We start from the raw sequence: 11,423 nt of genomic DNA, 5'->3' as shown, positions 1-11,423 counted from the left end.
GTGAAAATGAGTTTAACTAACAGAGTTTCAGAAGAAGAAGTTCATAATATTTTTAGTAGAGTGGCTCCCAAATACGATGTGATGAATAACATTATCAGTTTGGGTATACAAAAAAAGTGGCGTCGGCTCTTTTTAGACACATTGAATCCAGAGAATCAAAATAACTTCCTGGATTTATGTTGCGGCACCGGTGATTCAACGATTGATTTATTAAAAAAAGGAGACCGAGTTGTCGGACTTGATTTTAATGAGCCGATGCTTAAGATCGCTAAACGAAAAAGCAAGGAAAAAAAGCTAGATGAATCAATTGATTGGGTGAAAGGTAATGCAATGGATTTGCCTTTTAGAGATGACTCTTTTGATCTAGTCACGATTTGTTTTGGATTACGCAATGTTCCAGATGCTAGACAAGTGACGAGTGAAGTTTATCGAGTTCTAAAGCCGGGAGGATGTTTTGCAGTTTTGGAAATGTCGCAGCCAACTAATCCAGTGATTAAGTTGGGCTGGAACCTTTATTTCAAGCTTTTTCCCTATTTTGCAAAATTAACTCGTAATAAAGTTGCAGATTATCGATATTTGTCCAAAACGTCAAAAAACTTTTTCTCTGCAGTTCAACTTAAGGAACTAATGGAAGAAAAAGGTTTTAAGGATGTATCAGTAACGAAACTCACATGGGGAGTTGGTGCAATCCATATTGGTCAGAAAAAATAATTTATCTGGTTCGATCTAGCAATTGGCTAGTCAATTGCTTAAGGATCTTACGTGCTGGACTATTTGGGAGAAGATCAAGTTGATCAATTGCCATTTGTGTATATTTTCTTGCAATTATGTGACTTTGCTTAATTGCAGAACTATTTAAAATGATTTTTTGAACCTGAAGAAGATCATCTTTGGTCATTTCAAGTTTCTTGTTAAGGAGTGGCGTCAGTTTTTCCTTCAAATCTGGCACGTTTAGAGCAAGAAGTAGTGGTAAGGAATAAACACCAGTGGCAACATCTTCAAGGACAGGTTTGTTTAAAGTATGTGCTCCAGTGTAATCTAAAATATCGTCAATCATTTGGAAGGCAATACCAAGGTTCTCACCGAAAGCAGCCAAGGTAGCAACCATTTTTGAATTGCCACCGCCATAATAGGCACCTTCTTCAGCGGCTAATTTGAACAAGGCAGCAGTTTTACCTTTAATATTTTCTAAATAGTTGTCAAAGGTTTGCTCTACGTTGAAGCGGTCAGCCATTTGATTTAATTCACCATTTAGTATTTTAGTCATTGTGCGTGCATTCTTAACCATATATTCATGATCAAGGTCAGTGTTTAACATTAGATCAAAGAAGTCAGTGAATAATAAATCACCGGCATAAACGGCTGTATCTTTGCCAAAGCGGCTTTGGATTGAAACTTTGCCACGGCGTTCATCAGCATCATCAATGATGTCATCATGAATAAGAGTAGCCATATGTAAGATTTCGATTGAGCTGGCAAGATGAATTACCTGTTCATTAATCTGACCTGCAATTTTAGCAGCTAAAATCAATAAACTTGGTCGTAAATACTTACCACCATTATTAGCCATTGCTCTTAGTGCTTCTTGCAGCTCCAAATGTGGTGTTGAAATGGTTTGTTCAATACATTGATTTACTTGCTTCAATTCATTCTTGATTAAAGGATATTGTTCCCAAGCTTGTTTCTTATTCATAAGTAATACTTTCTAGTTCTATACAAATGCACGTATCTTAACACTATTATTTATTTTAGCCTTTACTAATATTAAAATAAATAATAAAAGATTCAGTTTTGATTCCTTTGAAAGGGAGTGGCCATCTTTGTCTTTGAGTGTTTTTTTAGAGCTTGTTGAAATAAAAGCTAAGACTGCAAGTGTCATCCCGTTTTTGCTAGGGTTATGTTTTAGCTATTACTATTTTCATCAGCTAAATTGGCAATTATCAGTAGTATTTTTTATTGCCATGTTTTTATTTAATATGGTTGTTGATATGTTGGATAATTACAGCGATTACTATCATGCTGATAATAAAGAGTATCAACAAAAGACTAATATTATTGGTAGAGAGAATATTTCGCCAAAATTAGTTTTAACTTTAATGATTGTCTTTACAGTTATTTCTACTATTCTTGGCCTTTGGTTAGTTGTTAAAGCGGGGCTAGCTGTTCTATGGATGGGAATCTTCTGCTTTGCAGTTGGATATTTATATTCATCAGGACCTGTCCCAATTTCAAATTTACCATTAGGTGAATTGTTTTCAGGCTTCACCATGGGTTTTATGATTACGCTGATTAGTGTCTATATCAATACTTATCAAGTCTTCACTTGGAATTTTCCAACTTTGTTTAGCGTTTTCTTAGTGGCACTGTCAGATGAGTTATGGATTTCTAACTTGATGCTAGCAAATAATTTATGTGATGCTGAAGAAGATGAGTCGAATCATCGTAAGACAATTATTCACTTTATTGGTATTAAAGGTGGCTTGATCGCTTTTACTGCTAAAAACATTCTGGCTTATTATTATTATTTTTTGCCATTTTTGGGACTTGCTCCCCGTGGCATTTGGCTTAGCTTGTTAGCAATTCCGTTTGTTTATAAGCAGAACAAGCTGTTGATTCATAAGCAAGTTAAGACAGAAACATTTATTACAGCTGTAAAAACTTTGCTGGTTGGTTCCGCCAGTCAGTTAGTAGCATATTTTATCGGAATTCTATTTTTAAAATAATACGAGGGGAAAACTATTATGAAGAAGATTGTTGTTCTAGGCGCAGGCTATGCCGGAATTAAAACTGTTGTTAAATTACAAAAGAAGATGAAAAATGAAGTAGAAATTACTTTAGTTGATCGCAATTCATATCACTACGAAACAACCCGTCTTCCAGAAGTTGCAACTGGAGAGAATAGTTATACTCAAATTTCTTATGAAATTAATGATGTCATTAAGAAATCAATGACTACTTTTATTCAAGATGAAGTTGTTAAGATTAATCCCGAAGAAAAAACTGTTGAATTAAAGAATCACCCAGAACTTCATTATGACTACTTGGTTTTGGGATTAGGATTCACCTTCACCAGTATGGGGATTCCCGGTGTTGAACAATATGGCATGCCAATGTACAATCCAAAGACTGCCATTGAAATTCGTGACCATGTTTTAAATGAGATGAAGGAATATCGTAAGGATAAAGATAAAAAGCACCTTCAAATTGTTATCTGTGGGGCAGGTTTTAAAGCTTGTGAATTAGCCGGTGCCTTTAGAGATGCTGCTCCTAGATATGCTAAGATTGCTGGCGTTCAACCTGAAGATATTAGAATCACCTCTTTTGACGCTTCTCATCGTTTGCTTCCAATGTTTGATGGAAAAATTTATGATTATGCAATTGATGCAATGAAGAAACAAGATCTGAATATTATTTATCCATCTTATATTAAAGAATTGACTGAAGATGGAGTTAAATATAATTTGGCATCTGATCCAGAAGATGAAAAGCCACGTGAACTTAGGGCAGGAACTATGGTATGGATGATGGGCTTTATTGGTAGTCCAGTAATTCAAACTTCAGGCTTCAAGCAACGTCGAAACCGAATTTTGGTTGACGATCATTTGACTGTTCCAGGTTTTGAAAATGTCTATTCATTAGGAGATGTTTCAAACGTCCTCCAACCAGGTAAGAAGTGGCCATATCCTAACACTGCCCAACTTGCTCTTTCAATGGCTAATTACGCTGCTGATGATATTAAGGCAAGAATTAACGGTCAGACACGTCCAAACAAATACGCTTACCATGATTTAGGAGTTTGTGTAAAAATTTCTGAACATAGTAAAGCTGCCGCAGTTGCATTGGGACACGGTTATAAGGGTTACATGGCAAGTGTACTTAAGAAACTTATTGCCGATAGATCATTAATGGAAACTGGCGGTATTAAAGAAGTTATTGCCCAAGGTGAATTTGACTTCTGGCACTAATATTAATGACGATAAATGATGAAAAAGTAGTGGATTATATCAGATTCACTACTTTTTGTTTTAATTTTTTCAACATGCTAGTATTCTAATAGTATTGGAATTTTTATGAGGGAAGAAAATGAAAAAATCTAGTCTTTTTCCGGTTATCTATGGGGCAATTTCAGCTCTAATCGCTTTTATTGCAGTCTTATTCATTTGTCACGGAAATTTTCATCTTAGTTTACCTGTTTCAGTTTTAATCGCTGGTATTTTAGCAATTTTATTTTTTATCCTCTCTTATTTTAGAGGTCATGCCAGTGTTGAAATTAAACGAATCGTTGCTAAATATCAGTTAAGTGATCAAGATCTAGCTGAGATCACAGGGATGAAGGCCAGCGATTTTCCGATTTATAATAATAAGTTGCAATTGATTTTGCCGAAAAGATATTGGCCTAAAATTTTGAACGCACTACAAGAATATGAAAAAGAACATAGTTAAGGGATGTGAGAAATATTGAGTCTACTTGAAGTAAAAGACTTAAGTCAAAGTTTTATTGATAAGACATTATATGGAGATGGTAATTTTGTTTTAAATAAAGAAGACCACATGGGGGTAACTGGACAAAATGGGGTGGGAAAATCCACTTTAATCAAGATTTTGACTGGTGAAATTATACCGGATAATGGGTCCGTTAAATGGCAAAACAAAATTGATGTCGGCTACTTGGACCAGTATGCGAAATTAACTCCTGGGGTCACAATCAAAGGCTTTTTGAAGACGGCGTTTGATGAGTTATTTGCTAAAGAAAAGCAGCTGAATGACTTGTATACTGAGTACGCTGAAAATAGCGATGATGCACTGCTGGAAAAAGCGGGGAAGATTCAAACTTTTTTGGAAGAGAACAATTTCTATGACATTGATACTGAAATTGAGCGAGTTGCTTCTGGCTTGGGATTAGCGGAACTAGGTTACGACCACGATGTTTCAAAATTATCTGGTGGTCAGCGTTCTAAGATTATTTTGGCCAAGCTACTATTGCAAGATCCTGATGTCTTGGTGCTTGACGAACCTACCAACTACCTTGATGTGTCTCATATTGATTGGTTAGTTGATTATTTGAATGATTTCGAAGGTGCCTTTATTGTTGTTAGTCACGACTACGACTTTTTGGGTCGAATTACTAATTGCATTATTGATATCGACTTCGGTACAATTACTCGCTACACTGGTACTTTGAAGCAAGCTATCCGTCAGAAAGAAGCTAACCGCGAAACTTATTTGAAAGCATATGCTAACCAACAACGTAAGATTGCCAAGACCGAGGCATATATCCGGAAGAATAAGGCAGGTACGCGTGCTAAAAGTGCTAAATCTCGTGAAAAGCAACTGGCAAGAATGGACGTCTTGAATCCGCCTAAGAATAACCGTAAGGCAAGATTCGACTTCCCATATGTGGCAACTGCTTCTAACTTACTTTTACAAACGCAAGACTTGGTGATTGGTTACGATCAAGCTTTGGTAAAGTCAGCTTTCAACTTCTCTGTTGGTGCTGATGAAAAGGTGGCGATTACCGGTTTTAACGGAATTGGTAAGACGACCTTGCTTAAAACCTTACTTGGCAAGCTCGATCCGATTTATGGCTCTTTTGAATTGTCTGTTACAGCTAAATTAGCTTACTTCAAACAAGATTTAACTTGGCCTAACGGTAATATGACGCCGCTTCAGTACTTGCAAGAAGAGTTTGAACGCAAGAAGCAAAAAGAACTTCGTCAAGCATTGGCTAAAATGGGTTTAACTGCACAGCAAGCAATGAGTCCGTTAAAAGAACTTTCTGGTGGTGAACAAGAAAAGGTTAAGCTTGCTAAGATGCAATTTGAACCGGCTAATTTACTATTTTTAGATGAACCAACTAACCACTTGGACAACGACACTAAGGATGCTTTGAAGAAGGCAATTATTAATTTCCCAGGTGGAGTAATTATTGTTTCCCACGAGCGCGACTTCTTCCGCGGGGATTGGGTTGATAAGACCATTGATTTGGAAAAATTAAATTAATTCTTGGAGAAAAAATAATGGTTGAAAAGAAAGATACTGCTTTTTACCAAGAGGTATTGGATATTTGTCTAACAGCAGGACGCCTAATGATTGAGGGCGGTAGCGAAATGTATCGAGTTGAAGATACGATGATGCGAATTGCTCAGAATGCTGGAATAAAGGATCCACGCGTCTTTGCTACACCTACTTGTGTATTTATGAGCTTAGATGGCGGCGATCTTTCTCAGATGAAGCAGATCCGTGATCGCAACATTAACTTGGAACTGGTTGACCGTGTTAATGATTTGTCACGACAGTTTGCGGTTAAAAAAATCACATTAAATCAACTTAGAAAAAAGATCATTGATGTAGCTACAGATACACCATCTTTTCCACTTTGGATGCAAGTTATAGGAGCTGCGGCTTTGAGTGCAACTTTGATGGTTTTGTTTATGGATGACTATGATTGGGTTGACTTTCCGGCTGCTGCATTTGTTGGGGCAATTGGCTATTTAGCCTATGTTTATTTCAAGCGTTCCACTAAAGTTAGATTCTTGTCTGAATTAGTGGCAGCAATGGTGATGGGATTAGTTGCAGTCGGAATTACCATGATTTTTCCAAATATGATTGTTGATAATATCTTAATTGGAGCCTTGATGACTTTGGTGCCCGGGTTAGCTTTGACCAACGCCTTGCGTGACTTGTTCATGGGCGATTTATTGTCAGGAGTGGTTCGTTTTTGTGAAGCTGCTTTAACTGCTTTAGCCTTAGGCGGCGGGGTTGCAATTATTATCAAGTTTTTAGGAGCATAGCGATGCCTTTTTGGTTAGAAATAATTATTAATATTGTCTTCTCATATATTGCCTCGATTGGTTTTGCTTTGACCATTAACGTACCACACCGTGCTTTGAACTTAGCTGGAATTAACGGCGTAATTGGTTGGATGGTGTACTGGTTTGCGGCAAGAGCTGGAATGGGACGGATGCTGTCAAATTTGATGGGTGCCTTTGTGATTGGGATCTTGAGCTTGGTTTTTTCTAGAAGAAAAAAGTGTCCGGTTACTGTTTTTAATATTCCTGCTTTAGTGCCGCTTGTCCCAGGTGTGCCAGCTTATCAAGCTGTCCGGGCATTAGTTAATGGGAATACTTTTGATGCGGAAACTGCCTTTTTAAGAGTGGCAATTGTAACATGTTCAATTGCATTGGGGATATTACTTTCGACAATGTTTGTGGAAATGTTCTACCGGATTAAAAAGTTTTACAGACAAAAACAAAAAAGAGTATAATAGGGCTGACGAGTCGAGAAAGAGCGCGAGATGCGTATATTTTGAGATAGAGGGCATCTGCTTTTAATAGCAAGCACGGGAAGTGCCGATGCTGGATAACCCTGATGTGAACAGGAAGTGTCCTCACGTTTAGGCGTGCCTTGAATAATAAAAGCGAATCCGAAAGGATTCGCTTTTTACTTACTCCACATATAACGCCTGCTTACCTTGTTGGTTATAACTTGCTTCAATTCCACTCCACGAAACAGCGCGATTCTTATAACCATATGAGTCGTTCACATAGACAATCTTCTTTTTTTCATTATAGCCCGTAATCACACAAGCATGCGACGATGGGGTCACGTTAACTTTACCTTGCTTAGTATTCCACGTCTGCATGTCGTTTACGCGGTTGAACTTCAACGTTGTAATAATCATGACGGGATGCCCATCAGAGACCAGATTGATAATCTGGTCAAAATCATCGCCTGTCGCATTTTGGATGCGGTTAGTATATTTCCTTGCAACATTGTAGAGCGGCTCGTTATAAACGCACCAGCCCGCATTAGCTTGTCCCATATACCCAACAAAACCTTGGTGAGGATTGCCGCGGTATTGACCATCTTCACTGTAAGAAGACACGTGGGCAATATTGCTTGCTAGTTCATCTTTAGTTACTTTTATGCCGTAATAATTTAAAAGCATGGCTAGAGACGTTACCTCGCATCCGTTTGGTAAATCCGGCATTTGGTTCATGATTGGGACGTTAAGTTGTTGTTCTTCTTTAATTGGCTTTGGGAAAAAGCGCCAAAATACGACAGCTAATAGGACAAGAGCTAATGCTGCAATCCCAATAAGTCGCCAGCGCATTGATCTTTTATTTTTTCTTAATTGCATTCTTGATTCAGTGTTCATATACAGTATTAAAACATGCTTGCCCCAAATAAACCAGAAAAACTCCTCCATTAATAATTGTAATTAATGAATTTTTTGGTTATTGTAGTAATAACAGATAAAGAATTTTAAAGCGAAGGAAAATTTGTTTTGAAAATTACACTAAAAGATTTAACAGAAAAAATTGAAAATCAAGATTACATTCAAGACTTAGAAACAGTCAAATATGCGGAAGTAAGTAGATCTAAGGCTAAACTTAAGAAGATTGCTGACAAGATGGTTAAGGAAGTCGTAGCTGCATTTAAGCACGATTCATTAGTACAAACTCAACTAGCAATTGATGGTCAACGCCCTGTTACTTTTGCCTTGGAAACTAATATTATCAACTTGCCTTATAATAATTATAAGAAGGTTTCCAATTTCTTTGATGAAGAAGGCGAAAATCCACTTTACGTTTATTTTGAAACCATCTCAGACTATGTGAATGTTTCAAAGTTCCGTATTGATCAGCTTGCTACTGAAGAAGAAATCGAAGAGGATCCAGATGCAGTTGCAGCTAAGTTAGTCGATGCTATGGTCGAAAAATTGCAAGTGATTCGCGAATATGAAAAGCCAGAAGCTAAGACTGCTGAGAAGGCAGAAACAAAGATAAGTAAAACTACTAAAAAGTCTACAACTAAGGCTAAAAAATAAAGTAAATTCGAAAAATACGCCCCTTTGTAAAACAGAGTGACGTATTTTTTTACCTTCTTGAATTTTTTAGGAAAAATTCCACCTTTTTTTGCGTATTTAATTATAGAGGGTAAAACCTCAAAAATTAAATATGGAGGAAGAAGATGGCAATTGAATCAACGGCAATTACTGATGATGTGATGTTTCAAAACGTAATGAAAGATCCAGTAACTTGTCAGATGCTGATCCAAAGCATTTTACCCAAACTAAAGATTGAGAGGCTGGAAGTTCATACTCAAGAAAGAGTGGTCGATGATCGCAAGCATAAGTCAGTGATTATGGATATTTGGGCTAAGGAAATGGGAAAAGATGGTCCAGCTAGACAGTATGACGTTGAAATGCAGGTGGCAGATCAACATCATATGGATTTGAGGGCGCGGTACTACATGTCACGTTTAGATACAGAATCTTTGCGTGCAGGTAAGAACTATAGTGAATTACCGCCGTCATATGTGATTTTCCTGTGTCCATTTGATCCGATGGGCACAGGATTGAGAGAATATGATTTTGTCTATCGCTGCAATCAAGACTTTGCGCTTGCCTTAGACACCAGAACTGAGATAATATATTTAAACTCAGTTGGTGACAAAGGTGAAGTTTCAACAGACTTACAGAATTTCTTTAAGCTGATGAATGGTGAAACTGCACCTAGGACAAAATTTACTAATAAGATTCAATTTCGTATGGATGCATACTCAAGGACACCAGAATGGAGGGACCATAGGATGTATATTGACACTTTAGTTAATGAAGGTAAAAAAGCAGGTAAACAAGAAGGAATTCAAGAAGGGATTAAAAAAGGTAAACAAGAAGGAAAGCGTGAAAGCATTATAAACACCATTAAGGCAATGAGAGGCGAGAGAACCGCAGATGCCGATATTCTTAATCTCTTGAAAAAAATCTATGGTTCTGATTACTCTAGTGATGAATTAAAACAATTCATGAAAGAAAATTAGAGTCAAAAAAGCGAGGAAGGATCATAAACCTTTCTCGCTTTTTATTTTCATTCATTGTCTAATCTAGTTAATGCGTTGCGATTAGAGTAGTAGAAGAAATCTTCAAAGTTAGCGCTCTTAATTACGCCATCTTGGATAACATCACTTAGACTGTGCATAATATCATCTGGATACGGAGTAGGATAACCCAGATTCATGAAGTTCTTGCTGATGGTGTAGTGGAAGTAGTTTAGTGCATCCTCTGACCAACCAACTTCTTTGTAGAAGTCCTTAATGAAGGCATCCATTATATCAGTCATTTCCTTAACAAAATTGTTAAGCCATGGCTCAATCTTCTTTTGTTCATCTTCAGGCAAGTTGTCTTTTTCTAAACGGAATTTAACTCCCGGATACATAGCATTAAATGAAGTTGTTCTAATTGCTAATTTAACAATTTCAGTACTTCTTGATAATTCGCCATTACCAAAGATGAATAATGGTGCATAAAAACCGGTATGATAGATTGACATTTCCATAAAGGATAAAGCAATCTTCTTCTGCCAGCGAGTACCATTCTCATAAATATCAAGATACTTCTGAATAATTGCTTGTAAAGCTGAATTGTTTTCAGCCCAGTCAAAGTAATCATTAACGTGAAGTGGACTTGCCAAGGTGCCGACAACATAACCGTACCCTTTGTTAGCAATTGCTTCTAGATATGTCAACGCAGTAAAGACACTGTATTCTTGAGGAGTAGCAGCGTCTTTTTTTACTGCTTCATTACCAGTTTTTACTTGAACAGTTGATAAGAGTGTCAGTGCAGCAAAAGCCTTCAAGAAGGTTTCTTTAACTGACGCATCTAATTTATCAAATTCTTGTTTGTCGTTTGATACTGGAACACGCTCTGGTTCCCAAATAAAGTCATTTAAACGTGACCATGCTGAGTAATCAAGGCGATTTTCAATCTTGTTCCAGTTTATTGCTTTATATTTCTCAGTCATTGTTTACCTATAATCGCTTAAGAAGCTAATCTTATTTCGTAACTCTTTAGGCTTTTCAACCTTTTGGGTTGTAGTTTCACCATTATTGAGCTTCTTAATAATATTACGAACGTTTTGGACATCTTCAGTCGAACCGCTAAATTCGAGGAGGTATAGAATTGGCACTTTTAAAGTAACTGAAAGCTTCTTGGCTGTTTGTGCAAACAAGTCGCTGAAGTTTCGGTTGCCGCAGCCAATGATACCGACGAGTTTCTTTTTATTATCTTTGAAATTCAAAAAATCAACGATTGAATCCATCATAAAATCTTGATAAGAAGGTGTAATTAACACATAGTCCTCTTTCATTTCATACTGTGGCAATTCGTCGGTGATTTCATGAGCTTCTAAGCCAGTTTTTATAACAAATTTTTTGGTTTGACCAGTTATTGAATAAAATGCTACAGCTACCATGATTTTCCCTAACTAAATCTATTATGTTAACACTTACATTTTGACATAAATTAGCTCAATATTCAATTAATAGTAAGATTATGAGACTATAAGGTAAAATAGATCGCACTTGCCATTTAAGTTGAAATATTGATCACTCGGCACCCTATTCAAAATTAATTTGATAAC

At 36.8% G+C, this 11,423-nt stretch carries 13 protein-coding genes; 9 read left to right on the top strand and 4 right to left on the bottom strand.

Going from position 1 to position 11,423, the window contains the following annotated elements:
* The first annotated feature begins 6 nt into the window (after positions 1–6).
* Complete coding sequence (gene ubiE, locus FC46_RS02710) at positions 7–711, top strand: bifunctional demethylmenaquinone methyltransferase/2-methoxy-6-polyprenyl-1,4-benzoquinol methylase UbiE (RefSeq protein ID WP_057797702.1); 705 nt, start codon at positions 7–9, stop codon at positions 709–711.
* 1 nt (position 712) lies between these two features.
* Here ubiE and FC46_RS02705 read toward each other — a convergent pair whose 3' ends face one another.
* Entirely contained in the window at positions 713–1,693 is a 981-nt protein-coding gene (locus FC46_RS02705) for a polyprenyl synthetase family protein (RefSeq protein ID WP_057797589.1), read from the bottom strand.
* 127 nt (positions 1,694–1,820) lie between these two features.
* Here FC46_RS02705 and FC46_RS02700 point away from each other — a divergent pair, with 127 nt between their 5' ends.
* From FC46_RS02700 to FC46_RS02675, 6 genes are all read left to right on the top strand, one after another.
* Positions 1,821–2,723, top strand: coding sequence for a prenyltransferase (locus tag FC46_RS02700; protein ID WP_057797587.1), 903 nt, complete (start codon positions 1,821–1,823; stop codon positions 2,721–2,723).
* A gap of 18 nt (positions 2,724–2,741) precedes the next feature.
* Positions 2,742–3,965 carry an NAD(P)/FAD-dependent oxidoreductase gene (locus FC46_RS02695; protein WP_057797585.1) on the top strand — a complete coding sequence of 408 codons (1,224 nt, stop codon included), beginning with the start codon at positions 2,742–2,744 and terminating at the stop codon, positions 3,963–3,965.
* A 118-nt stretch (positions 3,966–4,083) separates the two neighbouring features.
* Complete coding sequence (locus tag FC46_RS02690) at positions 4,084–4,443, top strand: hypothetical protein (RefSeq protein WP_057797582.1); 360 nt, start codon at positions 4,084–4,086, stop codon at positions 4,441–4,443.
* Between the two features lie 15 nt (positions 4,444–4,458).
* Positions 4,459–6,000 carry an ABC-F family ATP-binding cassette domain-containing protein gene (locus FC46_RS02685; protein WP_057797580.1) on the top strand — a complete coding sequence of 514 codons (1,542 nt, stop codon included), beginning with the start codon at positions 4,459–4,461 and terminating at the stop codon, positions 5,998–6,000.
* Between the two features lie 17 nt (positions 6,001–6,017).
* The gene (locus tag FC46_RS02680) at positions 6,018–6,791 is read left to right on the top strand and encodes a threonine/serine exporter family protein (RefSeq protein WP_057797578.1); all 774 of its coding nucleotides are present in this window, start codon (positions 6,018–6,020) and stop codon (positions 6,789–6,791) included.
* 2 nt (positions 6,792–6,793) lie between these two features.
* Positions 6,794–7,264 (top strand): threonine/serine exporter family protein, encoded by a 471-nt coding sequence (locus FC46_RS02675; RefSeq protein WP_057797577.1) that lies wholly within the window; start codon positions 6,794–6,796, stop codon positions 7,262–7,264.
* A gap of 180 nt (positions 7,265–7,444) precedes the next feature.
* Here the strand turns inward: FC46_RS02675 and FC46_RS02670 are convergent, their stop codons facing one another.
* Positions 7,445–8,158, bottom strand: a complete 714-nt coding sequence (locus FC46_RS02670; RefSeq protein WP_057797574.1) for a C39 family peptidase — start codon at positions 8,156–8,158, stop codon at positions 7,445–7,447.
* A gap of 129 nt (positions 8,159–8,287) precedes the next feature.
* Here FC46_RS02670 and FC46_RS02665 point away from each other — a divergent pair, with 129 nt between their 5' ends.
* The gene (locus FC46_RS02665) at positions 8,288–8,830 is read left to right on the top strand and encodes a hypothetical protein (RefSeq protein WP_057797572.1); all 543 of its coding nucleotides are present in this window, start codon (positions 8,288–8,290) and stop codon (positions 8,828–8,830) included.
* A gap of 143 nt (positions 8,831–8,973) precedes the next feature.
* Positions 8,974–9,825, top strand: a complete 852-nt coding sequence (locus FC46_RS02660) for an Rpn family recombination-promoting nuclease/putative transposase (protein ID WP_057797571.1) — start codon at positions 8,974–8,976, stop codon at positions 9,823–9,825.
* Between the two features lie 47 nt (positions 9,826–9,872).
* Here the strand turns inward: FC46_RS02660 and FC46_RS02655 are convergent, their stop codons facing one another.
* Together FC46_RS02655 and nrdI are read right to left on the bottom strand one after the other, a co-directional pair.
* Complete coding sequence (locus FC46_RS02655) at positions 9,873–10,805, bottom strand: ribonucleotide-diphosphate reductase subunit beta (protein ID WP_057797569.1); 933 nt, start codon at positions 10,803–10,805, stop codon at positions 9,873–9,875.
* 3 nt (positions 10,806–10,808) lie between these two features.
* Positions 10,809–11,255 (bottom strand): class Ib ribonucleoside-diphosphate reductase assembly flavoprotein NrdI, encoded by a 447-nt coding sequence (gene nrdI, locus FC46_RS02650; protein ID WP_057797567.1) that lies wholly within the window; start codon positions 11,253–11,255, stop codon positions 10,809–10,811.
* Positions 11,256–11,423: the final 168 nt, after the last annotated feature.

The organism is Lactobacillus kalixensis DSM 16043, from assembly GCF_001434335.1.
Lineage (GTDB): Bacteria > Bacillota > Bacilli > Lactobacillales > Lactobacillaceae > Lactobacillus > Lactobacillus kalixensis.
Note: the sequence above shows the minus strand (reverse complement) of the source record. Positions and strands in the feature narration are given on the sequence as shown.

Coding starts and splice junctions, on each gene's coding strand:
- FC46_RS02680 (WP_057797578.1), top strand. CDS start 6,018: ATGGTTGAAAAGAAAGATACTGCTTTTTACCAAGAGGTATTGGATATT.
- ubiE (WP_057797702.1), top strand. CDS start 7: ATGAGTTTAACTAACAGAGTTTCAGAAGAAGAAGTTCATAATATTTTT.
- FC46_RS02675 (WP_057797577.1), top strand. CDS start 6,794: ATGCCTTTTTGGTTAGAAATAATTATTAATATTGTCTTCTCATATATT.
- FC46_RS02695 (WP_057797585.1), top strand. CDS start 2,742: ATGAAGAAGATTGTTGTTCTAGGCGCAGGCTATGCCGGAATTAAAACT.
- nrdI (WP_057797567.1), bottom strand. CDS start 11,255: ATGGTAGCTGTAGCATTTTATTCAATAACTGGTCAAACCAAAAAATTT.
- FC46_RS02705 (WP_057797589.1), bottom strand. CDS start 1,693: ATGAATAAGAAACAAGCTTGGGAACAATATCCTTTAATCAAGAATGAA.
- FC46_RS02670 (WP_057797574.1), bottom strand. CDS start 8,158: ATGAACACTGAATCAAGAATGCAATTAAGAAAAAATAAAAGATCAATG.
- FC46_RS02660 (WP_057797571.1), top strand. CDS start 8,974: ATGGCAATTGAATCAACGGCAATTACTGATGATGTGATGTTTCAAAAC.
- FC46_RS02655 (WP_057797569.1), bottom strand. CDS start 10,805: ATGACTGAGAAATATAAAGCAATAAACTGGAACAAGATTGAAAATCGC.
- FC46_RS02690 (WP_057797582.1), top strand. CDS start 4,084: ATGAAAAAATCTAGTCTTTTTCCGGTTATCTATGGGGCAATTTCAGCT.